The organism is Kitasatospora gansuensis, assembly GCF_014203705.1.
GTDB classification, from domain to species: domain Bacteria; phylum Actinomycetota; class Actinomycetes; order Streptomycetales; family Streptomycetaceae; genus Kitasatospora; species Kitasatospora gansuensis.
Genome location: NZ_JACHJR010000001.1, coordinates 1,069,221 through 1,094,920 on the forward strand (window position 1 = coordinate 1,069,221; position 25,700 = coordinate 1,094,920).

General features: G+C 70.3%; 24 protein-coding genes. 3 read left to right on the forward strand and 21 right to left on the reverse strand.

The features are described from left to right. Positions 1–71 precede the first annotated feature (71 nt). From tatC to arc, 15 genes are all read right to left on the reverse strand, one after another. The gene (gene tatC / locus F4556_RS04960; protein ID WP_184924297.1) at positions 72–965 is read right to left on the reverse strand and encodes a twin-arginine translocase subunit TatC; all 894 of its coding nucleotides are present in this window, start codon (positions 963–965) and stop codon (positions 72–74) included. A 47-nt stretch (positions 966–1,012) separates the two neighbouring features. Further along, positions 1,013–1,252, reverse strand: a complete 240-nt coding sequence (gene tatA, locus F4556_RS04965; protein ID WP_184911914.1) for a Sec-independent protein translocase subunit TatA — start codon at positions 1,250–1,252, stop codon at positions 1,013–1,015. A gap of 85 nt (positions 1,253–1,337) precedes the next feature. Beyond that, positions 1,338–1,502 (reverse strand): hypothetical protein, encoded by a 165-nt coding sequence (locus F4556_RS04970; RefSeq protein ID WP_184911915.1) that lies wholly within the window; start codon positions 1,500–1,502, stop codon positions 1,338–1,340. 11 nt (positions 1,503–1,513) lie between these two features. After that, positions 1,514–1,744, reverse strand: a complete 231-nt coding sequence (locus F4556_RS04975; protein ID WP_184911917.1) for a hypothetical protein — start codon at positions 1,742–1,744, stop codon at positions 1,514–1,516. A gap of 3 nt (positions 1,745–1,747) precedes the next feature. Further along, on the reverse strand, positions 1,748–2,665 hold the full coding sequence (locus F4556_RS04980) for a helix-turn-helix transcriptional regulator (protein WP_184924299.1): 918 nt from the start codon (positions 2,663–2,665) through the stop codon (positions 1,748–1,750). Between the two features lie 26 nt (positions 2,666–2,691). Next, a complete protein-coding gene (locus F4556_RS04985) occupies positions 2,692–3,669 on the reverse strand; it encodes a helix-turn-helix transcriptional regulator (protein ID WP_184911918.1) in 978 nt (325 codons plus the stop codon). A 126-nt stretch (positions 3,670–3,795) separates the two neighbouring features. Continuing rightward, positions 3,796–4,167: an FKBP-type peptidyl-prolyl cis-trans isomerase gene (locus F4556_RS04990; RefSeq protein ID WP_184911920.1), complete on the reverse strand. Its 372-nt coding sequence runs from the start codon at positions 4,165–4,167 to the stop codon at positions 3,796–3,798. Positions 4,168–4,225: 58 nt separating this feature from the next. Next, a complete protein-coding gene (locus F4556_RS04995) occupies positions 4,226–5,524 on the reverse strand; it encodes an FKBP-type peptidyl-prolyl cis-trans isomerase (RefSeq protein ID WP_184911922.1) in 1,299 nt (432 codons plus the stop codon). A 121-nt stretch (positions 5,525–5,645) separates the two neighbouring features. Next, positions 5,646–6,632 carry an FKBP-type peptidyl-prolyl cis-trans isomerase gene (locus F4556_RS05000; RefSeq protein WP_184911924.1) on the reverse strand — a complete coding sequence of 329 codons (987 nt, stop codon included), beginning with the start codon at positions 6,630–6,632 and terminating at the stop codon, positions 5,646–5,648. An 86-nt stretch (positions 6,633–6,718) separates the two neighbouring features. Further along, positions 6,719–8,080, reverse strand: coding sequence for a Pup--protein ligase (pafA, locus tag F4556_RS05005; RefSeq protein WP_184911925.1), 1,362 nt, complete (start codon positions 8,078–8,080; stop codon positions 6,719–6,721). Positions 8,081–8,190: 110 nt separating this feature from the next. Continuing rightward, positions 8,191–8,931 carry a proteasome subunit alpha gene (prcA, locus tag F4556_RS05010; protein WP_184911927.1) on the reverse strand — a complete coding sequence of 247 codons (741 nt, stop codon included), beginning with the start codon at positions 8,929–8,931 and terminating at the stop codon, positions 8,191–8,193. A gap of 36 nt (positions 8,932–8,967) precedes the next feature. Further along, positions 8,968–9,810, reverse strand: coding sequence for a proteasome subunit beta (gene prcB / locus F4556_RS05015; protein WP_184911928.1), 843 nt, complete (start codon positions 9,808–9,810; stop codon positions 8,968–8,970). A 154-nt stretch (positions 9,811–9,964) separates the two neighbouring features. Next, positions 9,965–10,183, reverse strand: coding sequence for a ubiquitin-like protein Pup (locus tag F4556_RS05020; RefSeq protein WP_184911930.1), 219 nt, complete (start codon positions 10,181–10,183; stop codon positions 9,965–9,967). Positions 10,184–10,318: 135 nt separating this feature from the next. After that, positions 10,319–11,830 carry a depupylase/deamidase Dop gene (gene dop / locus F4556_RS05025; protein WP_184911932.1) on the reverse strand — a complete coding sequence of 504 codons (1,512 nt, stop codon included), beginning with the start codon at positions 11,828–11,830 and terminating at the stop codon, positions 10,319–10,321. Positions 11,831–11,932: 102 nt separating this feature from the next. After that, positions 11,933–13,699, reverse strand: a complete 1,767-nt coding sequence (arc, locus tag F4556_RS05030) for a proteasome ATPase (protein WP_184911934.1) — start codon at positions 13,697–13,699, stop codon at positions 11,933–11,935. A gap of 287 nt (positions 13,700–13,986) precedes the next feature. Between arc and F4556_RS05035 the strand changes: the two genes are divergently transcribed. Further along, positions 13,987–14,289, forward strand: a complete 303-nt coding sequence (locus F4556_RS05035) for a ferredoxin (protein WP_184911935.1) — start codon at positions 13,987–13,989, stop codon at positions 14,287–14,289. A 34-nt stretch (positions 14,290–14,323) separates the two neighbouring features. Here F4556_RS05035 and F4556_RS05040 read toward each other — a convergent pair whose 3' ends face one another. From F4556_RS05040 to F4556_RS38955, 3 genes are all read right to left on the reverse strand, one after another. Beyond that, complete coding sequence (locus F4556_RS05040) at positions 14,324–14,854, reverse strand: hypothetical protein (RefSeq protein WP_184911937.1); 531 nt, start codon at positions 14,852–14,854, stop codon at positions 14,324–14,326. A gap of 197 nt (positions 14,855–15,051) precedes the next feature. Continuing rightward, positions 15,052–16,014, reverse strand: a complete 963-nt coding sequence (locus F4556_RS05045) for a tRNA (adenine-N1)-methyltransferase (protein ID WP_184911938.1) — start codon at positions 16,012–16,014, stop codon at positions 15,052–15,054. 70 nt (positions 16,015–16,084) lie between these two features. Then, positions 16,085–17,245 carry a site-2 protease family protein gene (locus tag F4556_RS38955; RefSeq protein WP_313068159.1) on the reverse strand — a complete coding sequence of 387 codons (1,161 nt, stop codon included), beginning with the start codon at positions 17,243–17,245 and terminating at the stop codon, positions 16,085–16,087. Positions 17,246–17,446: 201 nt separating this feature from the next. On the opposite strand from F4556_RS38955, the gene F4556_RS05055 reads away from it, so the two are divergent. Further along, complete coding sequence (locus F4556_RS05055) at positions 17,447–18,412, forward strand: RecB family exonuclease (protein ID WP_184911940.1); 966 nt, start codon at positions 17,447–17,449, stop codon at positions 18,410–18,412. After that, a complete protein-coding gene (locus tag F4556_RS05060; protein WP_184911941.1) occupies positions 18,409–19,080 on the forward strand; it encodes a response regulator in 672 nt (223 codons plus the stop codon). The genes F4556_RS05055 and F4556_RS05060 overlap by 4 nt, the downstream gene beginning before the upstream one ends. Positions 19,081–19,146: 66 nt before the next feature. Here the strand turns inward: F4556_RS05060 and F4556_RS05065 are convergent, their stop codons facing one another. From F4556_RS05065 to metH, 3 genes are all read right to left on the reverse strand, one after another. Further along, complete coding sequence (locus F4556_RS05065) at positions 19,147–20,745, reverse strand: ABC transporter substrate-binding protein (protein ID WP_184911943.1); 1,599 nt, start codon at positions 20,743–20,745, stop codon at positions 19,147–19,149. Positions 20,746–21,128: 383 nt separating this feature from the next. After that, positions 21,129–21,836, reverse strand: a complete 708-nt coding sequence (locus tag F4556_RS05070) for an HAD family hydrolase (RefSeq protein ID WP_184911944.1) — start codon at positions 21,834–21,836, stop codon at positions 21,129–21,131. A 204-nt stretch (positions 21,837–22,040) separates the two neighbouring features. Then, entirely contained in the window at positions 22,041–25,577 is a 3,537-nt protein-coding gene (metH, locus tag F4556_RS05075) for a methionine synthase (RefSeq protein ID WP_184911946.1), read from the reverse strand. Positions 25,578–25,700: the final 123 nt, after the last annotated feature.

Sequence of the window (25,700 nt, forward strand, 5' to 3'; positions counted from 1 at the left end):
GACACGACAGAGAGGCCCCGGCCCGCTGGAAGACCAGCAGGCCGGGGCCTCAATGATTACTTGACGGAGCGTCAGGTGATGTCGTCCAGCTGCTCACGGCGCGCCGCCGGGACGGCCGTCGGCAGCTCGGGGGCGGCGGAGGCCTCGATGCCCTCGGCCGCGTCGACGGCGCCCACCGAGAGGTCCAGGTGCGAGGCTTCGTCCTCGTCCAGCCCGGCGTCCGGGTTGCGCCGGGCCCGGCGGCGGTCGTTCAGCAGCGCCACGCCGACCGCGACGAAGTACAGCAGGATGATCGGCGCGGCCAGGCCCAGCATCGAGAGCGGGTCCGCGCTCGGGGTGGCGAAGGCGGCGAAGACGGTGATCGCCATGATCATCCCGCGCCACCAGCCGAGCAGCCGCTTGCCGCTGACCACCCCGACCAGGTTGAGCATCACCAGCAGCAGCGGGAACTCGAAGCCGAAACCGAAGACCAGCACCATCCTGGTGATGATGTCGAGGTAGTTCTCCACCGGCAGGATCGAGGTGACCCCGCTGGCGGTCAGTGAGATCAGCATCTGCGCCGTCACCGGCATGATCACGTACGCCAGCGCGGCGCCCGCCAGGAACAGCGGGGTGCCAAGGCCGAGGAACGAGAGCGTGTAGCGGCGCTCGTTCTGGTGCAGGCCCGGCGCGACGAACTTCCACAGCTGGTAGAGCCAGATCGGGGTGGAGAGCACCACACCGGTCGTCAGGGCGACCTTGAGCAGCACCGTGAAGGGGCTCAGCAGACCGATGTTGGACACCAGCGCGCAGTTGACGTCGCCCGGCAGCGGCTTACCGTCCGGACCGCAGACCGGCAGCGGCGCGATCAGGAAGTCGGTGATCTGCCGGTGGTAGAAGAACGCGACGATCGTGATCGCGATGATCGCCAGCAGCGACTTGACCAGCCGGTTGCGCAGTTCGCGCAGGTGCTCGGCGAGCGCCATCCGGCCTTCGGGGTCCTTGGCCGACTTCACGGCCTTCTCGGACTTGCTCAACCTCGGTCCTCAACTCGTGCGGTCTGGCCGGGGGCGTTCTTGATGACCCGCGGGGCCTCGATCGGTTCGGTGGCCCCCTCCTTGGCGGCGGCCACCGTCTCGTCCTTCAGCGCCTTGGTCTCGGCCTTGAGAATGCGCGCCGACTTCCCGAGCGAACGGGCCAGGTCGGGCAGTCGCTTCGCGCCGAACAGCAGCAGGGCCAGGACGACGATGATCAGAATCGTTCCGATCCTCATGTGCGACCACCTTTTCTCCCAGGGGCAGCACTCCCCCACTTCGGGCGATGGTAGCCCCTGCGGGTGACCGAACGGGAACGAGGGCCTAGGAAGGTTTGAGCTGGCCCGCGGCCTCGGCCAGCGCGCGGGAGGCAGCGTCCACCTCGCGGGCCAGCGATCTGACGTCCAGCCAGAGCCGGCCGGCCAGCGCGCCGAGGACCAGCAGCCCGGCGGTGGCCAGCAGGACGGCGGCGGTCATGGTCCACGGCACGGTGCCCTCCCCTATCCCTCGACCGGCAGCAGGCGCATGGTGCTGACCCCGGCCCTGGTCAACGCCGCCACGATGTTCTCACCCGCGGGCTTGCGCACCGAGGCGCCGCACTCCGGGCAGGTGAAGCTGTAGAAGGTCCGCTCCCGGGTGGCGCCGAGCGCCAGCCGGAAGCCGTCCGCCGCCAGCTCCACCTTCGCCCGGCAGTCCGAGCAGTAGACCTTGAATCTGGTGCCCTCGGCCACGGATCAGTCCCGGTACCCCTCGAGCGCGGCCAGGGCGGCGGCCCGGGCCGAATCGGCCAGCTCGGCCGGCGAGACGATCCGGCCGTCCCGGCCCAGCCGCAGGGCCAGCGGGCGCAGCCCGGCCGGGTCGGCGCTGCGCAGGGTGATCCGCAGCCCGCCGTCCGGGAGTTCCTCGGCCGCGTCGTGGGTGTAGTACTCGGCCACCCAGCGACCGCCGGCGCCGACCTCGACCACCACCTCGGGGTCGTCGGCGGCCGGCGAGACCAGCCCGGCGGACAGGTCGCGCGGCTCCAGCCGCGGCGGGGCCGCGGGCTCGTCCAGCACCTTGATCTCGGCCACCCGGTCCAGCCGGAAGACCCGCCGGTCCTCGGAGGTCCGGCACCAGCCCTCGAGGTAGGTGTGCCCCTCGGTGACCAGGCGGATCGGGTCCACCAGACGCTCCGTCATACCGCCTCGCCCGTGCGACCAGTAGCGCAGCCAGATCAGCCGGCCCTCGCTCAGCGCGCGGTCGATGTCGGCGAAGACCTGGCCCTCGGCCTCGAAGGTCACCCCGACCCGGGCGCTGGACTCGGCGCTCTCGCCGGCCGCGTCCTCGATCTTGGCGACCGCCCGGGTGAGCGCCTGCCGGTCCCGCTCACGCAGGCCGGGCAGCCCGGCCACCGCACGGGCGGCCACCAGCAGCGCGGTCGCCTCGTCGGCGGCCAGCCGCAGCGGCTGGGCCACGTCGTCGACGTTGTGCCACCAGATCCGCTCGCCGTCGGTGTCGATGTCCAGCAGGTCGCCGCCGCGGAAGCTGGTGCCGCACATCGGCAGCACGTTCAGGTCGTTGATCAGCTCCCGCTCGGTGATCCCGAACGCCCGGGCCACCTCGGCCACCTCGGCCCCCGGGCGCTCGCGCAGGTAGGTGACCAGCGAGAGCATCCGCCGGGTCTGGTCGATCGCGTTGCTCACAGCTGCCCCTCCGGTGCGAGACCGGCCACCGCGCGCAGCCGGTCGATGACGTCTGCCCGCAGCTCCTCGGGCCCCAGCACCACCAGGTCCGGGCCGAACTCGGCCAGGTCGGCGGCCAGGCCGTTGCCGTACGGGATCTCCAGCTCGTCCCAGCCGCCGGTCAGCTCGGTGACCTTGAGCGCCTTGGTACGGAGCGGGAAGCCCGCGCCCTGGCGCAGCCGGACGGTGGCGCTGGCGGTCGCGCCCTCACCGGCGAACCTGGCCACCACCGCGCGCACGTCCACGTGCTCGGGGACGGCGCCGGTGAACTGCCCGGCCCGGGAGCGCACCTTGCCGGTGATCCGGCTGAGCCGGAACACCCGGGCGGCCTCCCGGTCGCGGTCCCAGCCGGCCAGGTACCAGTGGCCGCGCCAGCACTCCAGCGCCCACGGCTCCACCGCGCGCTGCTCGGCGGCGGACGCCCCGGCCTTGCGGTACTCGAAGGTGACGGGCCGTCGGTCCCGGGCGGCGGTCAGCAGCGGCTCGAAGGCCGCCTCGCGGGCCGGGATGCGCGGCTCCAGCGCGCTGTTCGCGCTCTCCTCGGTGATCGGCATCCCGCCGGCCCGCAGCTTCTGCAGCGCGCCGCTGGCGGCGCCGGACATCTTGGCCTGCTGCCAGACCCGGGCGGCCAGCGTCAGCGCGGCGGCCTCCTCGGCGTCCAGCGCGATCTCCGGCAGCCGGTTGCGGTCCCGGCGGGCCAGGTAGCCGACCTCGCCGTCCAGCGCGTTCTCGTCGACGTCGATGACCAGGCCGAGTTCGCGCAGGTCGTCCTTGTCGCGCTCGAACATCCGGTTGAAGGCCTCTTCGCTGCCCTGCTGCCAGGCCTCGCGGTAGGCCTCGACGGACTCCCGGAGCTCCTTCTTGGAGAGCGGACGTCTGGTGTTCATCAGGCACAGGGCGAGGTTCATCAGCCGCTCTGCCTTGGCGATCGCCATCGCGGACCTTTCCGGTAACTGGGGGTACATCTTGATCCGCCGATGACCGTACCGGTAGCGACCCGGCCGGGGAAAGCCGAGGGCCGCACCCCGCGAGTGCGGGGTACGGCCCAGGGTGACAATCCGTCAGACGCCGAGCAGGTCGACCACGAAGATCAGGGTCGAACCGGCCGGGATCAGCGGGCTCGGCGACTGGTTCCCGTACGCCAGGTGCGGCGGGATGACCAGCTCGCGGCGGCCGCCGACCTTCATGCCCTGGACACCCTGGTCCCAGCCCTTGATGACCCGGCCGCCGCCCAGCGGGAAGCTGAAGGTCTGGCCGCGGTTCCAGGAGGCGTCGAACTCCTCGCCGGTGGCGAACGTCACGCCCACGTAGTGGACCTGGACGTTGGCGCCGGCCTTGGCCTCGGCACCGTCACCGACGACGATGTCACGGATCTGCAGCTCGGTCGGCGCGTCGCCGACCGGGAAGTCGATCTCCGGCTTGGTAAGGCTCACAACAAAGCTCTTCTCGTTCGGTGATGTAACAGGAACACGTTACGCGACGGGGCCGGTACTAGTCGGCCGCGCCGACACCCGCGTCCAGAATGTCGATCACGAAGACCAGCGTCGAGTTGGCCGGGATCTTCTCCGAGGCCTTGTCGCCGTAGCCGAGGGCGGGCGGGATGACGACCTCGATCCGGCTGCCGACGGTCTGGCCGGTGACCGCCTTGTCCCAGCCCTCGATGACGCCGCCACCGCCGGTGGCGAAGCTGAACGCCTGGCCGCGCTCCAGCGAGGAGTCGAACTGCTTTCCGTCGGCGTACAGCGCGCCGGTGTACTGGACGACGACCTTCTCGCCGGACTCGATCTTGCGGCCCTTGCCCGCGATCAGCACCGAGGTCTTCAGCTCGGTCGGCGCCGCGACACCCGGCACGGGGGTGATGGTGGCCGGCTTCTTGCCGTTGTCCTTCACCTTGGGCATGCCCTCGGCGGGCTCGGCCACGTCACCGCTGACGGTGGCGTCCGGCGCGGTGGCCTGCTTGATGTCGATCACGAAGACCAGGTTGTCCTTGGCCCCGACACCCATCTGCGGGTTGCCCTGGTCGCCGAAGGCGGCGGCCGGCGGAGCGATCACCAGCACCCGGCTGCCGGCCGCGTGACCGGTCACCGCGTCGTCCAGGGCGGGGATCAGCTTGCCGCCGCCGGCCTGGAACAGCTGCGGCTTCTTCTGGTCGAAGGAGCTGGCCAGGTCCTTGCCGGTGGTCCAGTCCTTGCTGGTGAAGTCGGCGGTGACCCAGTTGCCCTTGCCGACCTTCGGCCCGGTGCCCTCGATCAGCGTCTTGACCACGAAGTTGCCGTCGGCCGCCTCCGCGGGCAGCTCGATGACGGCCTTCGTGCCCAGCTCACCGGTGACCTTCGGCAGCACCTTGGCGTCCGTCTTGATCGGCGGCACCGGGGCCTGGCTCGGGGCGGCCGGGGAGGCCGGGCTGCTCGGGGCCGCGTCGGCGGCCGGCTTCTTGCTGTCCGACTTGTTCGCCACGATCAGCGTCACGCCGCTGCCGACCAGCAGCACCGCGAGCACGGTGCCGAGGATCACGCCGAGCCGGCCCACCGAGCCGGGGTTCTCGTCGTAGCCGGCCTCCGAGAGGTCCTTCTTGCGCACGTTGGACGCGAAGACCTGCGGGGTCTCGTCCTTCTCGCCGGCGCTCTCGGCCCGCCTGGCCTCGGCCTGACCCCAGCCGGCCTGCTGCTTCAGAATGGCGGGCGGGACGACGATCGACTCGCCGTCGCCGGGCAGTGGCCCACCGGGCCGTGCGGCCGCCGGGTCGGCCACTGCTCCGTCGTTCGCGCCACCGGCACTCTTGTCAGTCATGACTCCCCATCCATCTCGCCGCGCCGCGCCCTCACCGGGTCCTGACGGACACCTGCCACAGTGCGCGACAGTATGTCAGGTGTAGGTGAGAGCGCGGTAAGAGGCAGGACGCCGGAATACCTCAGACGGCCTCGAGGATGTCGATCACGAAGACCAGGGTCGAGTTCGCCGGGACGGAGGACTGCGCCTTGTCCCCGTAGCCGAGCGTCGGCGGCACCACCAGCTCCACCCGGCTGCCCACGGTCTGACCGACCAGGCCCTGGTCCCAGCCCTTGATCAGGCTGCCGGTGCCGACCTGCAGCGCCTGCGCCCCGCCGTGGCTCCAGGAGGAGTCGAACTGCTTCCCGTCGGCCCACAGCACGCCGGTGTACTGGACCACCAGGGTCTGCCCCGACTGCACCGGCTTGCCGTCGCCCTTCACCAGCACGAAGGTCTTCAGGTCGGCCGGCGGCGCGGGCGGGCCGGCCGGGATGGTGATGGTCGGCGCGGCCTTGCCGTTGTCCTTGACCTGCGGCATGTCGGCCGGCGGCTGGGTGATCGCGCCGCCGATGGTGGAGTCCGGCGGCAGGCTCTCCATGACGTCCAGTACGAAGACCACGGTGTCGCCCGCCCCGACCCCGAGGTCGGCCTTGCCCTGAGTACCGAAGGCGGCGGCCGGCGGGGCCACCACCAGCAGCCGGCTGCCGACCTTCTTCCCGAGCACGCTCTGGTCGAAGGCGGGCACCAGCTGCCCGCTGGCCGCCTGGTAGAGCTGCGGCTTGCTGCCGGAGTCGTAGGAGCTGGTGACGTCCTTGCCGGTGGTCCAGTCCTTGGCGGTGTAGTTGACGGTCACCCAGTCGTTCTTGGCGACCGTGGCGCCGTCCCCCTCGCTCACCGTGTTCACCACGAACTGGCCGCTCGGCTGCCCGGCCGGGATGGTGATGGTGGCCTTGCTGCCGAAGTTCCCCGCCACGGTGGGCATCGGCGAGGCCGAGGCCACCGGGCTCGGCACCGCGGTGGCGGAGGCCGTGGACGTCGCGGACGCCCCCGAGGAGGGAGACCCGTCACTGCTGCACGCGGTGAGCAGGACGAGCGGCAGGACGGCGAGCAGACCGGCGATACGACGCACGGTGTTCCTAACTGTCGGTCAAGTACGAGGCGCTACAACGCCCGACAGCGTACGGCCCGATCCACTCGCCACCTCGGAGGCACCACTCACATACCCGCGATCAGCTTCTCCACCCGCTCGTCCACCGAACGGAACGGGTCCTTGCACAGCACGGTGCGCTGCGCCTGGTCGTTCAGCTTGAGGTGCACCCAGTCGACGGTGAAGTCCCGGCGCTGCTCCTGCGCCCGCCGGATGAAGTCGCCGCGCAGCCGGGCCCGAGTGGTCTGCGGGGGCACCGACTTGGCCTCGAAGGTCTTCAGGTCGGTGGTCACCCGCTCCGCCTGGCCCTTGTTCTGCAGCAGGTAGAACAGCCCGCGCCGGCGGTGGATGTCGTGGTACGCCAGGTCGATCTGGGCCACCCGGGGGTTGGACATGCTCATCTGGTGCTTCTCGCGGTACCGCTCGATCAGCTGGTGCTTCATGATCCAGTCGATCTCGGTGGCGACCGAGCCGAAGTTCTCGGTGCGGACCGCCTCCAGGGTGCGGCCCCAGAGGTCCAGCACCCGGGCGATGGTGCCGGTGTTGATGCCCTTGCGGTCGGCGAACTCCAGCGCCTTGGAGTAGTACTCCTCCTGGATGTCCAGCGCGCTGGCCTCCCGCCCGTTGGCGAGCCGGACCTGGTGGGTGCCGGTGAGGTCGTGGCTGACCTCGCGGATCGCCCGGATCGGGTTCTCCAGCGTCAGGTCGCGCAGCACCACCCCGGCCTCGATCAGCCGCAGCACCAGGTCGGTCGCGCCGACCTTGAGCAGGGTGGTGGTCTCCGACATGTTGGAGTCGCCGACGATCACGTGCAGCCGGCGGTACCGCTCGGCGTCCGCGTGCGGCTCGTCCCTGGTGTTGATGATCGGACGGGACCGGGTGGTCGCCGAGCTGACGCCCTCCCAGATGTGCTCGGCCCGCTGGCTGACGCAGTAGACCGCGCCGCGCGGGGTCTGCAGCACCTTGCCCGCGCCGCAGATCAGCTGACGGGTCACCAGGAACGGGATCAGCACGTCGGCCAGCCGGGAGAACTCGCCGTGCCGGGCCACCAGGTAGTTCTCGTGGCAGCCGTACGAGTTGCCGGCCGAGTCGGTGTTGTTCTTGAACAGGTAGACGTCGCCCGCGATGCCCTCCTCGTGCAGCCGCCGCTCGGCGTCCACCAGCAGCCCCTCGAGGATCCGCTCGCCCGCCTTGTCGTGCGTCACCAGCTCGGTGACGTCGTCGCACTCGGGGGTGGCGTACTCGGGGTGCGAGCCCACGTCCAGGTACAGCCGGGCCCCGTTGCGCAGGAAGACGTTGCTGCTGCGGCCCCAGGAGACCACGCGGCGGAAGAGGTACCTGGCCACCTCGTCCGGGGACAGCCGACGCTGCCCGCGGAACGTACAGGTGACGCCGTACTCGTTCTCGATCCCGAAAATTCGGCGGTCCATAGGGCTCCTCTTCTCTGCGCGAGGCCTTGCGAAACCCTTGGTGAGCCCGACGGTGCAGCAGCTCACCGCGGTCGGAGCGGGAGCCCGGCCCGGGCTCCCGCTGCTACCGGTTACTCGGAGGCGTCCGGCTCCTCCGCGGCGGCGGAGTCGTCGCCGCTCAGCAGGCGGCCGAGCTGGCCGCCCAGGATGCGCTTGAACTTCCGCTGCTGGAAGCGGGTGCGGTCGAGCACCGCGACCTCCAGCTGATCCGGCGTCATGGTCCGCGGGGAGCCGCCGTTCGGGTCCCTGGCGAGGCCGTCCACGGCGAGCTTCAGTGCCCCGGCCAGGGTCAGGCCGGCGCGGTGCTTCTCGCCCAGGTAGTTGCCGATCGAGTCGGCGTTGCCGCCGACCACGACCGCGTTCTTCTCGTCCACCACCGAGCCGTCGGGGGTGAGCCGGTAGATCTGGTCGTCCGCGGTGGTGGCGCCGACCTCGGCCACGATCAGCTCCACCTCGTACGGCTTCTCGCCGACCGAGGAGAAGATCGTGCCGAGGGTCTGGGCGTACACGTTGGCCAGCCCACGGGCCGTCACATCGGCCCGGTCGTAGGAGTACCCGCGCAGGTCGGCGTAGCGCACGCCGCCGATCCGCAGGTTCTCGAACTCGTTGTAGCGGCCGACCGCGGCGAAGGCGATCTGGTCGTAGATCTCGGACACCTTGTGCAGCGCCCGGGAGGTGTTCTCGGCGACGAAGAGGATGCCGTCGTCGTAGGTGAGCACGACCACGCTGCGGCCGCGCGCGATGCCCTTGCGGGCGTACTCCGCGCGGTCCGCCATGGCCTGCTGGGGCGAGACGTAGAACGGTGTGGACACCGGCGATCGTCCCCTTCCTGGTTGGGAGCCGGCGGGCTAGAGGAGTGGGGCCTGCGGGCCGTTGGGGTGTTCGAGGCGCCCGTCGGTGATCGAGTGCGCGATCGTGGAGACCTCGTCGTCGGTGAGCCGGCGGAAGCCGTCCTCGGTGATCAGCGAGACGATCGGGAAGATCTTCCGGGCCATGTCGGGGCCACCGGTGGCGGAGTCGTCGTCGGCGGCGTCGTACAGCGCCTGCACCACCACGGTGGCGGCCTGATCGGCCGTCAGGTCGGCGCGGTAGAGCTTCTTCAGCGAGCCCCGGGCGAACACCGAGCCGGAGCCGGTGGCCGCGAAGCCGCGCTCCTCGGACCGGCCGCCGGTGACGTCGTAGGTGAAGATCCGGCCGCGGCCGAGCCGGAGGTCGTACCCGGCGAACATCGGCACCACGGCGAGGCCCTGCATGGCCATCCCGAGGTTGCCCCGGATCATCGTGGTCAGCCGGTTGGCCTTGCCCTCCAGCGAGAGCACGGCGCCCTCGATCTTCTCGTAGTGCTCCAGCTCCAGCTGGAACAGCCGGACCATCTCGACCGCCAGGCCGGCCGTGCCGGCGATGCCGACGGCGCTGTACTCGTCCGCCGGGAACACCTTCTCGATGTCCCGCTGGGCGATCACGTTCCCCATCGTGGCGCGGCGGTCGCCGGCGATCACCACGCCGCCGCCGAAGACCGCGGCGACGATGGTGGTGCCGTGCGGCGCCTCGATCGTCAGACCCTCGGGCAGCTTGCGGCCGCCGGGCAGCAGCTCCGGCGAGTGCTGGCCGAGGAAGTCGTAGAACGACGAGGACCCCGGAGTCAGGAAGGCAGCCGGTAGACGCCCGGTGCCACCAGTGTTGGCTTCCACACGATTCCTTCCAGGTAGATCAACTAGACGCTTGCCCCGGACCCTACCCGTTTGCGGGCCGTGATCCACCTGACAGGTCGTCCGAAGTTTGCGCGCGGCAACCCCGTGCATTTCTGACGGGATTGCCGCGCGCGACGGAAGAACTGGCGAGCGGCTACTGGCCGCCCTTCTGGACGAACTGCCGGACGAAATCCTCCGCATTCGACTCGAGCACGTCGTCGATTTCGTCCAGGACCGCGTCCACGTCGTCGTTGAGCTTTTCCTGGCGCTCCTTGAGGTCGTCCGAGGCCTGTGCCTCCGCGGCCTGCTCCTCGACCTCCTCGGAGGAACGGTTCGCCCGCTGCTGACCACCGCCGGTGTCCTTGCTGGCCATTTCCCTCACCCCGCTCGCTCGGTTGGTCCGACCCTATCGACCGGCTACGACATCCGCTTCCGGTTCCTGTACAACGTTCGTCGTTCGTCTGGATGATTCCCCGCCACGGGATGTTCACCCGTGGTGATCGAAAAGTTACCCACCGGAGAGTACGCGGACCAGGTCCTCGGCCGTCCGGCAGCGGTCCAGCAACGCCTCGACGTGCTCCCTGGTGCCGCGCAGCGGCTCCAGGGTCGGCACCCGCTGGAGCGAGTCCCGCCCCGGCAGGTCGAAGATGACGGAGTCCCAGGAGGCCGCCGCCACGTGCTCGGCGTACTGCTCCAGACAGCGGCCCCGGAAGTACGCCCTGGTGTCCTCCGGGGGCTTGGAGACCGCCCGGGAGACCTCGTCCTCGGTGAGCAGCCGCTCGAACCGGCCGCGCGCCACCAGGCGGTTGTAGAGGCCCTTGTCGGGGCGGACGTCGCTGTACTGGAGGTCGACCAGCTGGAGCCGGGAGCTGTCCCAGTCCAGGCCGTCACGCTGCCGGTAGCCCTCCAGGATCTCCTTCTTGGCGATCCAGTCCAGTTGCCTGGACAGGCTCATCGGGTCGTTCTCCAGCCGGTTCAGCACGTCCTCCCAGCGCAGCAGCACGTCGACGGTCTGCTCGTCGGCGTCCTGGCCGTACCGGTCCTCGACGTACTTGCGGGCCAGCTCGAAGTACTCCAGCTGGAGCTGGACAGCGGTCAGCCGGCGGCCGTTGCGCAGCTGCAGCTGGTACTTCAGCGAGGGGTCGTGGGAGACCCGGTGCAAGGTCCTGACCGGCTGGTCGACGGCCAGGTCGGCGGTGATGAAGCCGTCCTCGATCATCGTCAGGACCAGCGCGGTGGTGCCCAGCTTGAGGTAGGTGGAGATCTCCGAGAGGTTGGCGTCCCCGATGATCACGTGCAGCCGGCGGTACTTCTCGGCGTCGGCGTGCGGTTCGTCCCGGGTGTTGATGATGGGCCGTTTGAGGGTGGTCTCGAGCCCGACCTCGACCTCGAAGTAGTCGGCCCGCTGGCTGATCTGGAAGCCGTCCGCGTTGCCCTCCTGGCCGAGACCGACCCGGCCCGCGCCGGTGATCACCTGCCGGGAGACGAAGAACGGGGTGAGGTGGCGGACGATGTCGGCGAACGGGGTGGCCCGCTGCATCAGGTAGTTCTCGTGGGTGCCGTAGGAAGCGCCCTTGTTGTCGGTGTTGTTCTTGTAGAGGTTGATCCGCTGCCCGTTCGGCAGCTCCAGGGCGCGGGCGGCCGCGGCGGCCATGATCCGCTCCCCCGCCTTGTCCCAGAGCACCGCGTCGCGCGGGTTGGTGACCTCCGGCGAGCTGTACTCCGGGTGCGCGTGGTCGACGTAGAACCGGGCGCCGTTGGTGAGGATGATGTTGGCCAGGCCGATGTCCTCGTCGGTCAGCTGGCTGGAGTCGGCCACGTCGCGCGCCAGGTCGAAGCCGCGCGCGTCCCGCAGCGGGTTCTCCTCCTCGAAGTCCCAGCGAGCCCGCCGCGCCCGGTGCATCGCGGCCGCGTAGGCGTTGACGATCTGGGACGAGGTGAGCATGGCGTTGGCGTTCGGGTGGCCCGGCACGGAGATCCCGTACTCGGTCTCGATCCCCATCACGCGCCGTACGGTCATGCGGCCCTCCTCTGGAATATCCCGAGACGCGCCGTCCGGCTGCGGGGCGGGTGGGCGCCGCAGCCGGACGGTGAGTTGAGCGGTCCTTCAGGTGGAGCGGTGTTACAGGTACTGCCCCGTGTTCGCCACGGTGTCGATCGACCGGCCGGACTCGGCGCCCTGCTTGCCGGTGACCAGGGTGCGGATGAAGACGATCCGCTCGCCCTTCTTGCCCGAGATCCGGGCCCAGTCGTCCGGGTTGGTGGTGTTCGGCAGGTCCTCGTTCTCCTTGAACTCGTCCACGCAGGCGGCGAGCAGGTGGGCCACCCGCAGACCGTGCTGGCCGGTGTCGAGGAAGGCCTTGATGGCCATCTTCTTCGCCCGGTCGACGATGTTCTGGATCATCGCGCCGGAGTTGAAGTCCTTGAAGTACAGGACCTCCTTGTCACCGTTGGCGTAGGTGACCTCCAGGAAGCGGTTCTCCTCGGTCTCGGTGTACATCCGCTCAACCACGGCCTGGATCATCCCGAGCACGGTCGCCTCGACCGAGCCCTCGTGCTCCTTGAGGTCGTCCGGGTGGAACGGCAGCGAGTCCTTGAGGTACTTGGAGAAGATGTCCTTCGCGGCCTCGGCGTCGGGGCGCTCGATCTTGATCTTGACGTCCAGGCGGCCGGGCCGCAGGATCGCCGGGTCGATCATGTCCTCGCGGTTCGAGGCGCCGATCACGATGACGTTCTCCAGGCCCTCCACACCGTCGATCTCGGCGAGCAGCTGGGGGACGATGGTGTTCTCCACGTCCGAGCTGACGCCCGACCCACGGGTGCGGAACAGCGACTCCATCTCGTCGAAGAAGACGATGACCGGAGTACCCTCGCTGGCCTTCTCCCTGGCCCGCTGGAAGACCAGGCGGATCTGCCGCTCGGTCTCGCCGACGTACTTGTTCAGCAGCTCCGGGCCCTTGATGTTCAGGAAGTAGCTCTTGCCCTGCGGGCGCCCGGTCACCTCGGCGACCTTCTTGGCCAGCGAGTTCGCCACCGCCTTGGCGATGAGCGTCTTGCCGCAGCCGGGCGGGCCGTAGAGCAGCACGCCCTTGGGCGGGCGCAGCTCGTACTCCTTGAACAGGTCGGCGTGCAGGTACGGGAGTTCGACCGCGTCGCGGATCTGCTCGATCTGGTTGCCCAGACCGCCGATCTGCCGGTAGTCGATGTCCGGCACCTCCTCGAGGACCAGGTCCTCGACCTCCGACTTGGGGACGACTTCGTAGACGTAGCCGGAGCGGGGCTCCAGCAGGAGGGCGTCACCGGAGCGCAGCGTGACGCCGTGCAGCGGCTCGGCGAGCCGGACCACCCGCTCCTCGTCGGTGTGACCGGTGACCAGGGCGCGTTCGCCGTCCTCCAGCACCTCCTTGAGGGTCACGATGTCGCCGATGCTCTCGAAGGCCATCGCTTCCACGACGTTGAGCGCCTCGTTGAGCATCACCTCCTGACCACGGCGGAGTTCGTCGAGGTCGATGCTCGGGCTGACGTTCACCCGCAGCTTGCGGCCACCGGTGAAGATGTCGGCGGTACCGTCCTCGTTCTGCGTGAGGAAGGTGCCGAATCCGGCCGGGGGCTGGGCGAGCCGGTCGACTTCCTCCTTGAGGGCCACGATCTGGTCGCGGGCCTCGCGGAGCGTGGAGGCGAGCCGTTCGTTCTGGGCGGTGACACCGGCCAGGTTGGTCTGGAGCTCGACGATGCGGTCCTCGAGAATCCGAGAACTGCGCGGTGAGTCGGCGAGCTTGCGGCGCAGGGCGGCGACCTCCTGCTCAAGGTACGAGACCTGAGCAGCCTCGTCGGAACCCCGAACGGGCCGGCCGGCGCTGCGGTTGTAGTCGTCATCGTGGGATGCCACGGTCCTCACCTCCTCCTGGGGGAGCTGGACGACCCAAACCTACCTGGGACCAGGGGGGTGTAAACCCCTAGATCAGAAAGTTGGAACGGGCGTGTCCGATCTTCGCCCTCGGATGCTTCCCCTCTGCAGAGGAGATACCCACCGCGCACCGGTCAAAGCAGACCAGATGTATCGTCGGTCGGGTCAATATCCGATCGTGACCCGGGGGAGCCGGTCGGATCAGTGTACGAATGGCAGGAATGCCCCAGGACGGGATAGACCGGACCGGGCAGGAAACGGCAGGGGACATGTCGGTGACCGGCGAAGCCACCACGGGCGAAGCGCTTGAGGTCTGGATCGACCAGGACCTCTGCACGGGGGACGGCATCTGTGTGCAGTACGCCCCCGAGGTCTTCGAGTTGGACATCGATGGCCTGGCCTACGTCAAGGGCGACGACGACGAGCTGCGCCAGCAGCCCGGCGACTCCGCGCCGGTGCCGCTGACGCTGCTTCAGGACGTGGTGGATTCGGCCAAGGAGTGCCCCGGGGACTGCATCCACGTCCGCCGGGTGAGCGACCGGGTCGAGGTGTACGGCCCGGACGCCGACTGACCCGGCGTCGACTGACCCGGCGTCACACCCGGGCTCACACCTTGGTGGCCGGCTCCGTGGTCCTGCTGCGGAGCCAGCCGCCGCCGGCCTGGTGGTGCCAGGACAGCAGCACCGTCAGATCCGGGGCGTAGCGCGGGATCTCGTCACTGGAGTAGCCGCGGGCCCGGGCCGTGATGGTCCCGTCGCTGCGCAGCTTGAGCTCGGTGACGGTCAGGCCCTCGGTCGGCTTCACCAGCGTCGCGGAGATCTGCGGGCGGCCGTCCTGACCGGGGGTCAGCAGGTACACGCCGTCCGGCGGGGTGCCGTTCTCGGCCGCGCAGTGCGCCGCCACCACCGTGCTCGGCCGGCCGTCCAGCACCGCGCCGAAGCTCAGCGCCACGGCGGTGGGGAACGGGCCGCAGTCGAGCGGCAGCGTGGCCTTGGCGGGGTCGGGGGCCGCGGCGCTCGGCAGGGCGCTCGGCGCGGCCGGCCTGCTCGCTCTGACGGTGCCCTGCGCCGGGTTCACCGCCAGCGCGCCGGCGATCACCGCGGCGGTCGCCGCCGCCACCAGCACCCAGTGCCGCACTCTCGTCCTCGCCCTGCCTACCGGGGGCCCGACCTGCTGCTCTGTCATCTGCACCGTCTCGACCGCGAGTTCCACCAGGCAGTCCCCTCCCAGGGTGGGGTGGCAATGAGCTGCATCATTTCACGCCCGGCTCCCGGGAGAGCACACAGGGGCGCGGAACTTTGCAGCTCCGCGCCCCTGTTGTGCAGTCGGTGGTGTTACTCGGCTTCCTTGGCGGCCGTGTGCGCAGCCGCGGCGGCCCGCTCGGCCGCGCGCTCGGCGAGCGACTTCTCCGCCGCGCCGGGGCCGCTCTCGTAGTCCTCGCCGTACGAGCCCTTGGCCGGGCGGCGACGGCGCAGCGGCGGCTCGACCCCGTCGGCCAGCCGACGGCTGGTCAGCAGGAAGCCGGTGTGGCCGATCATGCGGTGGTCCGGGCGGACGGCGAGACCCTCGACGTGCCAGGTGCGGACCATGGTCTCCCAGGACGCCGGCTCGGTGAAGGTGCCGTGCTCGCGGAGCGCCTCGACGGTGCGCGAGAGCTGCGTGGTGGTGGCCACGTAGCAGCAGAGCAGACCGCCGGGGACGAGCGCCTTGGACGCCACGTCCAGGCACTCCCAGGGGGCCAGCATGTCGAGGATCATCCGGTCGACCTCGGTCTCCACCAGGTTGTCCTGGAGGTCACCGACCGTCAGCTTCCAAGCCGGGTGCGGGCTGCCGAAGTAACGCTCGACGTTGGCCTTGGCGATGTCGGCGAAGTCCTGGCGGCGCTCGTACGAGGCGAGCAGGCCGGTGTCACCGACGGCGCGCAGCAGGTACGTGGAGAGCGCGCCGGAGCCGACACCCGCCTCGACCACGCGGGCGCCCGCGAAGATGTCGGCCATCGCCAGGATCTGCCCCGCGTCCTTGGGGTAGATCACGGCGGCGCCGCGGGGCATGGACAGGACGTAGTCGGGGAGCAGGGGGCGCAGCGCGAGATACGGGACGTTCCCCGTGGTGCGCACGACAGTGCCCTCGGGGGCGCCGATCAGCTCGTCATGGGGGAACGCACCCTTGTGGGTGTGGAACTGGTTCCCGGCCTGGAGCGTGAACGTGTAGTGGCGGCCCTTGGGGTCGGTCAGCTGGACCTGGTCCCCGACCTGGAAGGGCCCGCGTCGGCGGGTGGCACCGGTCGGTTCGGACATGCGGACAATCCTAAGGGAAGCGGAACGCTCCGCCGACCAAGTGATCGTTCGGTGCCGGCTCAGCCCGCTTTCAGCGCCTGCGGACCGCCGCGTTCAGCCGCCGCTCCAGGTCGGACAGGGTCAGCACGCCGTACACCGTGCCGTCCGGCCGGAGCACCAGGTACTCGGTCGCCGGGGTGCCGCGCATCGCGGTCAGCAGCTGCTCCCCGGTCAGCTCGACGCCGAGCCGCAGGCCCGGCTCCAGGTCCCGGGCCAGGCCGCCGACCGCGACCCAGGGGCGGCGCTGCTCCGGGACGGCGTTCACCGCCGCCTCCTTCACCAGGCCGGTCGGCTCGCCGTTCCCGTCCACCACGACGACAGCGCCGGCCTGGGCCTCCCGGGCCCGCCGGAGCGCCTCGCCGAGGGGGGTGTCGGCGGTCACCGAGACGCTGCGCCTGGCCAGTTCGGCCAGCCGCAGGGCGGGCAGCGCCTCCTTGAGCCGGGCGTTGCGCAGGGCGCCGCCGGCCCCGTTCCAGATGATCACGGCAAGCACGGCGGCCAGCACGCTGTCGATCAGGCCGTCCGTGGTGGAGCGCTCCAGGCCGCTGCGCGAGGCGGTGTACAGCGGCAGGCCGATCAGCACCACCAGGGCCAGCGCCCGGCCGGTCCAGACGGCGGCCACGGTGCCCGTCATCGGGCGCCCGGTGACGCCCCAGACCAGCGCGCGCAGGATCCGGCCGCCGTCCAGCGGCAGGCCGGGCAGCAGGTTGAAGGCGGCCACCACCAGGTTGCTGACGAAGAGTCCGGCCAGCAGCACCCCGGGCACACTGGCCGAGTGCACGCCCTGGAAGGCCAGGTAGAAGACACCGCCGAGGACCAGCGAGAGCAGCGGGCCGACGAAGGCCAGCCAGAACTCCCGGGCCGGGGTGTCGGCCTCCTTCTCGATCTCGGAGACGCCGCCGAAGAACTGCAGCTGGATCCGGCGCGGGTTGAGCTTGAGCCGGAGCGCCACCACGGTGTGCGCCAGCTCGTGCACCAGCACCGAGGCGTAGAACGCCACCGCGAAGGAGAACGAGACCAGGTAGCGGGTGCCGCCGAGCTCGGGCAGCACCTCGGCGAGCTGGCCGCCGAAGACGTAGGTGATCAGCGCCGCGATGACGAACCAGGACGGCGTGACGTAGACGGGCACGCCGAACGGACGCCCCATCAGGATCCCGCCGGGCCGTTCCCGCTGCCCGCTGGTCTCACTCACCGTGGCCCCTTGTCTGTTGCCGCACGTCCGCTGTAGCCGGTCCCGCCACGCTACGTGATCTCCCGGTGGATCGGCCGACCGCCCCGTCCATGTGTTCTCTACCCGTCCAACGCACGGCCGAGCACCGTCGTTGCACAGCTGTGTCTGGCGTGACAGTGACCTGACCGCGAGATGACCGCCGGGGGCAATAAGGTCGGAGGCATGCACCAGACCGACAGCGCCCCCGCCGAGGCGGCCCCTGCCTCGGCGGAGATCCCCGCCCCCAGAACGCCGCGGCCGCCGACCGGGCTGTCACCGAGCCGGGCGGGCGACTTCATGACCTGCCCGCTGCTCTACCGCCTGCGGGTGATCGACCGGCTGCCGGAGCCGCCCAGCGCGGCCGCCACCCGGGGCACCGTGGTGCACGCGGTCCTGGAGCGGCTGTTCGACAGCCCGGCCGCCGAGCGCACCCCGGAGCAGGCCCTCGGGCTGCTCCGGCCGCAGTGGGAGCGGCTGCTCGGCGAGCGGCCCGAGCTCTCCGGGCTGTTCCCCGACGACCCGGACGGCGCGGCGCTGACCCGCTGGCTGGGCGACGCGGAGAAGCTGATCGACCGTTGGTTCCGGCTGGAGGACCCGACCAGGCTGCACCCGGTGGAGCGCGAGCTCTACGTGGAGACGGTGCTCGGCTCGGGCCTGCTGCTGCGCGGCTACATCGACCGGGTCGACGTCGCGCCGAGCGGTGAGGTCCGGCTGGTCGACTACAAGACCGGCCGGGCGCCCTCGCGCGACTTCGAGGGCAAGGCGATGTTCCAGATGAAGTTCTACGCCCTGGTGGTCTGGCGGTGGAAGGGCGTGCTGCCCAAGCGCCTCCAGCTGGTCTACCTGGGCGGCGGCGGGGACGTGGTCACGTACGACCCGGACGAGGCCGACCTGCTCGCGGTGGAGCGGAAGCTGACCGCCCTCTGGGAGGCCATCGGCCAGGCGGTCGCCACCGGCGACTTCCCGGCCACCCGCAACCGGCTGTGCGACTGGTGCGACCATCAGAACAGCTGCCCGGAGTTCGGGGGAACTCCCCCGCCGTACCCGCTGCCGGTGCGGCGGCACGACGACGGGCAGGAAGACGAGCGCGGCGACGTACGCGCAGACGACGGTCCCGTGACGGGACAGACGGGCAAGGAGTCCGAGTGACGATCCGAGTGCTGCTGGTCGACGACCAGCCGCTGCTGCGTACCGGTTTCCGGATGATCCTGGAGGCCGAGGCCGACCTGGTGGTGGTGGGCGAGGCCGGGGACGGGCAGCAGGCGCTTGAGCAGGTCCGGGCGCTCCAGCCGGACGTGGTGCTGATGGACATCCGGATGCCCCGGATGGACGGCGTCGAGGCCACCCGGCGGATCGCCGGCCCCGGCCGGGACGGCCCGGCCAAGGTGCTGGTGCTCACCACCTTCGACCTGGACGAGTACGTGGTCGAGGCGCTCCGGGCGGGGGCCAGCGGCTTCCTGCTCAAGGACGTGCCGGCCGAGGAACTGGTGCAGGCGATCCGGGTGGTCGCGGACGGCGCGGCGATGCTGGCCCCGTCCATCACCCGCCGGCTGCTGGACATGTACGCCACCAAGCTGCCCTCCGGCGACGAGGCGCCGCCGCAGGCGCTCACCGCGCTGACGGAGCGTGAGCTCGAGGTGCTCAAGCTGGTGGCCCGGGGGCTCTCCAACGCGGAGATCGCCGGCGAACTGTACGTCAGCGAGACGACGGTGAAGACGCACGTCGGGCACGTGCTGACCAAGCTCCAGCTGCGGGACCGGGTGCAGGCCGCGGTCTACGCGTACGAGAGCGGCCTGGTCCGGCCGGGCGCGCAGTAGGGCCATGCGGTGCGCAGAGGGCCCCACTCCCGGACGGGAGTGGGGCCCTCTGTTGCTGACGGAACGTTACTTCTTGGCGGCGCGGCCGATCTCCCAGAACCGGAACACGCCGGTGGTGTCCACCGTGCCGTCCACGCCGGTGATGTCGGTGCCCGAGGCGTAGAACGCCTTGTTCTGGAACAGCGGCACCAGCGGCGCGGCCTCGGCCACCATGTTCTGCATCTGCGCGTACGCGCCACCGGCGGTGCGGTCGGTCTGCTTGATGCTCTCGGGCACCAGCTTCTGGCTGATCCGCGGGTCGTCCCAGCCGTTGTGGAAGGCGCCGCCCTCCACCACCAGCGGGGTGACGAAGTTGTCGGCGTCCGCGTAGTCCGGCGTCCAGGCGACCACGTACGCCTGGTACTTGCCCTCGCTCCAGTTCTTGATGTACGTCTTCCAGTCCGGCTCCTGCTGGACCGTCACCTGGAACAGGCCGCTGGCGTCCAGCTGCTTCTTCAGCTCGTTGGCCTCCGCCTCGCCGGCCCGGGCCCGGGACCAGGTCAGGCTGAGCTTGACCGGGGTGGCCACCTTGCCGGCGGCGAGCAGCTTCTTGGCCTTGGCCACGTCCGGCTCGCCGTAGCGGTCGAAGTACGCGGTGGTGTGCCCGTTGATCCCGGCCGGGACGATCGAGTAGAGCGGCTGCACGGAGCGCTCGTACACGTCGCGGGCCAGCGCCTTGCGGTCCACCAGCTGCGCCACGGCCTGCCGGACGGCCGGGTTGCCGGTCAGCGCGTCCTTGGTGTTGAAGACCATGAAGCGGGCCTCCGCACTCTCGCCCTCGGCCACCTTGAGCTTGCCGGTGCCGGCCAGCTGGTCTTCCTTGAGCTTGGCGGCGGTGGCCGGGTCCAGGCCGTTGTCGGCCAGGTCGATGTCGCCCTGCTCCAGCGCGTTCTTGAGGCCGGCCGGGTCCTCGAAGTAGCGCAGCACGAACTTGTTGTTCTGCAGCTTGGCCTCGCCGTGGTACTCGCTGTTGGCGGAGAGCGAGATCTTCTGGGGCGCACCCTTGGCGTTCGCCTCGATCGAGTCGAACTTGTACGGGCCCGAGCCGACCAGCTTGTCGTTGGCGAGCAGCTTGTCGGCCGGGAAGACCTGGTGGTCCACGATCGAGCCCGCCGCCGAGGCGAGCTTGGCCGGGAGCACCGCGTCCGGGGTGTTCAGCTGGACGGTCACCTCGCTGCCGTTGGCCTCGACCGACTTGATGGTCGACAGCAGGCCGGCCGGACCGTTCTCGTCGTTGATCTTCTGCATCCGCTGGATCGAGAAGACCACGTCCTCGGCGGTCAGCGGGTGCCCGTTGGAGAACTTCAGGCCACCGCGCATCACGCACTTGTAGACCAGCGCGTCAGCCCCGGTGAAGGCACAGGACTCGGCGGCGTCGGGCAGCGGGCTGGTGGCCCCGGCGGGGAACTTCAGCAGCGACTGGAAGGTGTTGTTGAGCACCAGCCAGGAACCGGCGTCGTACGCGCCGGCCGGATCCAGCACCGAGGTGCCGCTGGACGTCCCCATCGTGATGGCGCCCTTGTCGTCACCGCCGGTGACGACCTTCTTGGCCGAGGCGCAGCCCGCGGCCGTGGTGGCGACCAGGGTGGCGCATGCCAGCACGGCCAGTCGGTTGGCTGAAGTCATGCGCAACGCAAACACGTTCCTTCTGCGGGCTGACCGGCTGGTGGGCCGGTGGCTGCCGTCGGGCGCCCGCGCGGGTGTGGCGGGCGTCTGTGGTCGGATCTGATCGGATGTAGCGTGCCATATCGATCACGCACGGATATCACCCGTCGAGACGACCGGAGCCGTGATGACGGAGCGTCAGCTGCCCCGTCGATGACGAGTTGTCAGCCAATGCCCGATTTCTCCCGAACCGACCGCTGCCCGCCGTCTCCGACCGGTGACGGCGGGCAGCGACCGCGCGAGCAATTTCACACCCGAATCGTGACCTGCGACCTCAGGCCCGAACCGGCTCTCATCCAGGCTCTGACATGCACAGATCCAGTAAGCCCCGGGCCCCGGTGTCCTCAGACCCGGGCGGCCACCACCGCGCGCAGCAGCTCCAGATCCAGCTGCTCCAGCGAGCGCAGCACGGTGCGGCCGGGGCCGGGCTCGATCGGCGCCACCGAGGGCACCGCGATCACCGGGCAGCCGGCCGCCAGACCGGCCTGCACGCCGGTCGGGGCGTCCTCGACCACCACGCAGCGGCCGGGCTCGGCGCCGAACCGGGCGACGGCGGCCAGGTACGGGTCGGGATGCGGCTTGGTGCGGGCCACCTCGTCCCCCGCGACCGAGAAGGCGAAGTGGTGCCGGCCCAGGCTGTCCAGCACGATGTCGATGATGTGCCGGTGCGAGGCGGACACCAGGGCGGCCGGGATGCCGTGCGCGGCAAGGGTGTTGAGCAGTCGCTCGGCCCCGGGCATCAGCGGGACGCCACCGGCCAGCAGGTCGACGAAGCGCTGGTTGATCAGCACCGTCAGCTCGGCCTGGCCGAGCCCGACGCCGGTGGTCGCGATCAGGTAGTCCAGCACCCGGCTCATCGGGCCGCCGACCACGTGCGCCCGGTCCGCCTCGTTCAGCTCGTAGCCCAGCTCGGCGAAGAGCGAGACCTCCGACTGCCACCAGAAGTCCTCGGTGTCGACCAGGGTGCCGTCCATGTCCAGCAGCACGGCCTGGAGGCCGTCGCCGTCCCCGTGGTCGAGCCTCTGGGTGGTGGCGGTGGAGATGGTGGTCATGGTGGGCGTCCTTCCGTCCGGCCGTCCCCGGGGATGGCACAGGCCGGCCCGCTTTTGAGCGGACCGGCCCGTTCAGGGTGATCCAGGATACGCCTCGTCCCTCGGTTGGGAGCGAACGGAGCGCGGCCAGTCGGTTACCCGGTGCTGAAGTGGCGTGGCCGGCGGCGCCGATGTCGGCGCCGCCGAGCCAGGCGGGCTGTCGGACTAGCGGGCGTTGAAGTACTTCGCCTCCGGGTGGTGGATCACGATGGCGTCGGTGGACTGCTCCGGGTGCAGCTGGAACTCCTCCGACAGCACCACGCCGATCCGCTCCGGCTGCAGCAGCTCGGCGATCTTTGCCCGGTCCTCCAGCTCGGGGCAGGCCCCGTAGCCGAGCGAGAAGCGGGCGCCGCGGTACTTCAGCGCGAACATGTCCTTGACGTCCTGCGGGTCCTCGTCGCCGAAGCCCAGCTCGAACCGGACCCGGGCGTGCCAGAACTCGGCCAGCGCCTCGGCGAGTTGGACCGAGAGGCCGTGCAGCTCGAGGTAGTCCCGGTACGCGTCGGCGGCGAACAGCTCGTTGGCCGCCTCCGAGATCCGGTTGCCCATGGTGACCACCTGCAGGCCCAGCACGTCCTTCTGACCGCTCTCCTCGGGGCGGAAGAAGTCGGCCAGGCAGAGCCGGCGGCCACGCCGCTGACGCGGGAACGTGAAGCGCGTGCGCTCGCTGCCGTCCTCGTTGAAGACCAGCAGGTCGTCGCCCTTGGACGCGGCCGGGTAGTAGCCGTAGACCACGGCGGCCTCCAGCCAGCCCTCGGTCTGCAGGCGGTCCAGCCACATCCGCAGCCGGGGACGGCCCTCGGTCTCCACCAGCTCCTCGTACGACGGGCCACCGGCGCGCGCCGCCTTCAGGCCCCACTGGCCCTTGAACAGCGCGTCCTCGTCCAGCCAGGAGGAGTAGTCGGCGAACGGGATGCCCTTGACGATCCGGTCGCCCCAGAACGGCGGGGCGGGCACCCGGTTGTCCACCGAGACGTCGGAGCGGATCTGACCGAGGTTGACCTCCTCGACCTCCTCCACCTCGACCTTGGCGTGCCGACGCTTCTTCAGCTCCGGCAGCGTCGCACCGGGCACCCCGCGCTTGACCGCGATCAGGGCGTCCATGAGGCGGAGGCCCTCGAAGGCGTCGCGGGCGTAGCGGACTTCGCCTTCGTAGATTTCGTGGAGGTCTTGTTCGACGTAGGCGCGGGTGAGGGCGGCGCCGCCGAGGATGACGGGGAAGTCGGCGGCGAGCTGACGCTGGTTCAGCTCCTGCAGGTTCTCCTTCATGATGACGGTGGACTTGACGAGGAGGCCGGACATGCCGATGACGTCGGCGCGGTGTTCCTGGGCGGCGTCGAGGATGGCGGAGACGGGCTGCTTGATGCCGAGGTTGACCACCGTGTAGCCGTTGTTGGAGAGGATGATGTCGACGAGGTTCTTGCCGATGTCGTGGACGTCGCCCTTGACGGTGGCCAGCACGATGGTGCCCTTGCCCTCGTCGTCGGACTTCTCCATGTGCGGTTCGAGGTGGGCGACGGCGGTCTTCATCACCTCGGCGGACTGCAGGACGAACGGCAGCTGCATCTGGCCTGAGCCGAACAGTTCACCGACGACCTTCATCCCGGCCAGGAGTGTGCCGTTGACGATCTCCAGTGCGGGGCGCTCGGTGAGGGCCTCGTCCAGGTCGGCTTCCAGGCCCTTGCGCTCACCGTCGATGATGCGGCGCTGCAGGCGCTCCTCCAGCGGCAGAGCAGCCAGCTCCTCCGCCTTCGACGCCGCCGAGCTGGCCATGCTGACGCCCTCGAACAGCTGCAGCAGCCGCTGCAGCGGGTCATAGCCCTCTTCGGTGTCGGTGGCCTCGCGGCGGCGGTCGTACACCAGGTCGAGAGCGACCTCGCGCTGCTCCTCCGGGATCCGGGCGATCGGGAGGATCTTGGAGGCGTGCACGATCGCCGAATCCAGACCGGCCTCGACGCACTCGTGCAGGAACACGGAGTTGATGACCTGACGGGCCGCCGGGCTCAGCCCGAACGAGATGTTGGAAAGACCGAGCGTGGTCTGCACGTCGGGGTGACGCCGCTTGAGCTCGCGGATCGCTTCGATCGTCTCGATGCCGTCACGCCTCGACTCCTCCTGACCCGTGCCCAGGGTGAAGGCCAGGCAGTCCACCAGGATCGAACCCTCGTCGACGCCGTACTCATCTGTGAGCTGCGTGATCAGGCGCTCGGCGATCGCCACCTTCGCGTCCGCGGTGCGGGCCTGGCCCTCCTCGTCGATGGTCAGCGCGATCAGCCCCGCGCCGTGCTCACGCGCCAGGGACGCGATCCGCCCGAACCTCGTGTCCGGGCCGTCCCCGTCCTCGTAGTTCACCGAGTTCAGCACCGCCCGCCCACCCAGGGCCTCCAGGCCGGCCCGCAGCACGTCCGGTTCGGTGGAGTCCAGGACGATCGGCAGGGTGGAGGCGGTGGCCAGGCGGCCGGCGATCTCCTTCATGTCGGCGACACCGTCACGGCCGACGTAGTCGACGCACAGGTCCAGCAGGTGCGAGCCGTCACGGATCTGGTCGCGGGCGATCTCCACACACGCCTGCCAGTCACCGGCCAGCATCGAGTCGCGGAACTTCTTCGACCCGTTGGCGTTGGTCCGCTCGCCGATCGCCAGGTACGAGGTGTCCTGACGGAACGGCACCGGCTGATACAGCGAGGCGGCCGCCGGCTCGGGTCGCGGGTCGCGGGCGGCGACCGGGCGGCCCTGGACCTTCTCGACCACGGCGCGCAGGTGCTCGGGGGTGGTGCCGCAGCAGCCGCCGACCAGCGACAGGCCGTACTCGCGGGTGAAGGTGTCATGCGCCTCGGCCAGCTCCGCCGGGCTGAGCGGGTAGTGCGCGCCGTCCTTGCCCAGCACCGGCAGACCCGCGTTCGGCATGCAGGACAGGCCGATCCTGGCGTTCTTCGCCAGATACCGCAGATGCTCGCTCATCTCGGCGGGGCCGGTGGCGCAGTTCAGCCCGATGTAGTCCACCCCGAGTGGCTCCAGCGCGGTCAGCGCCGCGCCGATCTCCGAGCCCAGCAACATCGTGCCGGTGGTCTCCACCGTCACCTGCACCAACACCGGCAGATCCAGCCCCGCCTCCGCCAGCGCCCGCTTGGAGCCGAGGATGGCCGCCTTGGTCTGCAGCAGATCCTGACTCGTCTCCACCAGCAGCGCATCCGCACCACCCGCGATCAGACCGGCGGCGTTCTTCTGGAAGCCGTCCCGGAGCAGCTCGTACGGGGCATGGCCCAGCGTGGGGAGCTTGGTGCCGGGGCCGATCGAGCCAAGCACCCAGCGGGGGCGGCCGTCCTGAGCGGTGAAGGTGTCGGCGGCCTCGCGGGCGACCCGGGCACCGGCCTCGGACAGCTCGAACACCCGCTCCGGGATGTCGTACTCCGCCAGCGCCGCGTGGTTGGCACCGAAGGTGTTCGTCTCCACACAGTCCACACCCACACCGAAGTACGCGTCGTGCACCGAGCGCACGATGTCGGGGCGGGTCAGGTTCAGGACCTCGTTGCAGCCCTCAAGCTGCTGGAAATCCTCCATCGAAGGATCCTGCGCCTGCAGCATGGTGCCCATCGCACCATCGGCCACCACCACCCGAGTGGCAAGCGCTTCACGCAACGCATCCGCACGATGCTGCGCAGCGGAGGCGGTCGGTGCGGACGAGGGGACGGCTGTGGCCATGGGGCTACTCCCTGGGTGCGACGGCTGTCGGCTATGCGGCCTGTCCGTGTACGGGACGCACGCGGTCAGGGTATCGGGCCGCGGGCTCGGGGCGAGAACCTGTTTCGCATCCTGAGCGTCTTC

Coding starts and splice junctions, on each gene's coding strand:
- metH (WP_184911946.1), bottom strand. CDS start 25,577: ATGGCCACAGCCGTCCCCTCGTCCGCACCGACCGCCTCCGCTGCGCAG.
- tatC (WP_184924297.1), bottom strand. CDS start 965: ATGGCGCTCGCCGAGCACCTGCGCGAACTGCGCAACCGGCTGGTCAAG.
- F4556_RS04995 (WP_184911922.1), bottom strand. CDS start 5,524: ATGACTGACAAGAGTGCCGGTGGCGCGAACGACGGAGCAGTGGCCGAC.
- F4556_RS05070 (WP_184911944.1), bottom strand. CDS start 21,836: ATGACCACCATCTCCACCGCCACCACCCAGAGGCTCGACCACGGGGAC.
- F4556_RS05045 (WP_184911938.1), bottom strand. CDS start 16,014: ATGTCCGAACCGACCGGTGCCACCCGCCGACGCGGGCCCTTCCAGGTC.
- F4556_RS05065 (WP_184911943.1), bottom strand. CDS start 20,745: ATGACTTCAGCCAACCGACTGGCCGTGCTGGCATGCGCCACCCTGGTC.
- F4556_RS04980 (WP_184924299.1), bottom strand. CDS start 2,665: ATGCTCTCGCTGGTCACCTACCTGCGCGAGCGCCCGGGGGCCGAGGTG.
- F4556_RS05055 (WP_184911940.1), top strand. CDS start 17,447: ATGCACCAGACCGACAGCGCCCCCGCCGAGGCGGCCCCTGCCTCGGCG.
- dop (WP_184911932.1), bottom strand. CDS start 11,830: ATGACCGTACGGCGCGTGATGGGGATCGAGACCGAGTACGGGATCTCC.
- F4556_RS04985 (WP_184911918.1), bottom strand. CDS start 3,669: ATGGCGATCGCCAAGGCAGAGCGGCTGATGAACCTCGCCCTGTGCCTG.
- F4556_RS05020 (WP_184911930.1), bottom strand. CDS start 10,183: ATGGCCAGCAAGGACACCGGCGGTGGTCAGCAGCGGGCGAACCGTTCC.
- pafA (WP_184911925.1), bottom strand. CDS start 8,080: ATGGACCGCCGAATTTTCGGGATCGAGAACGAGTACGGCGTCACCTGT.
- F4556_RS05035 (WP_184911935.1), top strand. CDS start 13,987: ATGTCGGTGACCGGCGAAGCCACCACGGGCGAAGCGCTTGAGGTCTGG.
- tatA (WP_184911914.1), bottom strand. CDS start 1,252: ATGAGGATCGGAACGATTCTGATCATCGTCGTCCTGGCCCTGCTGCTG.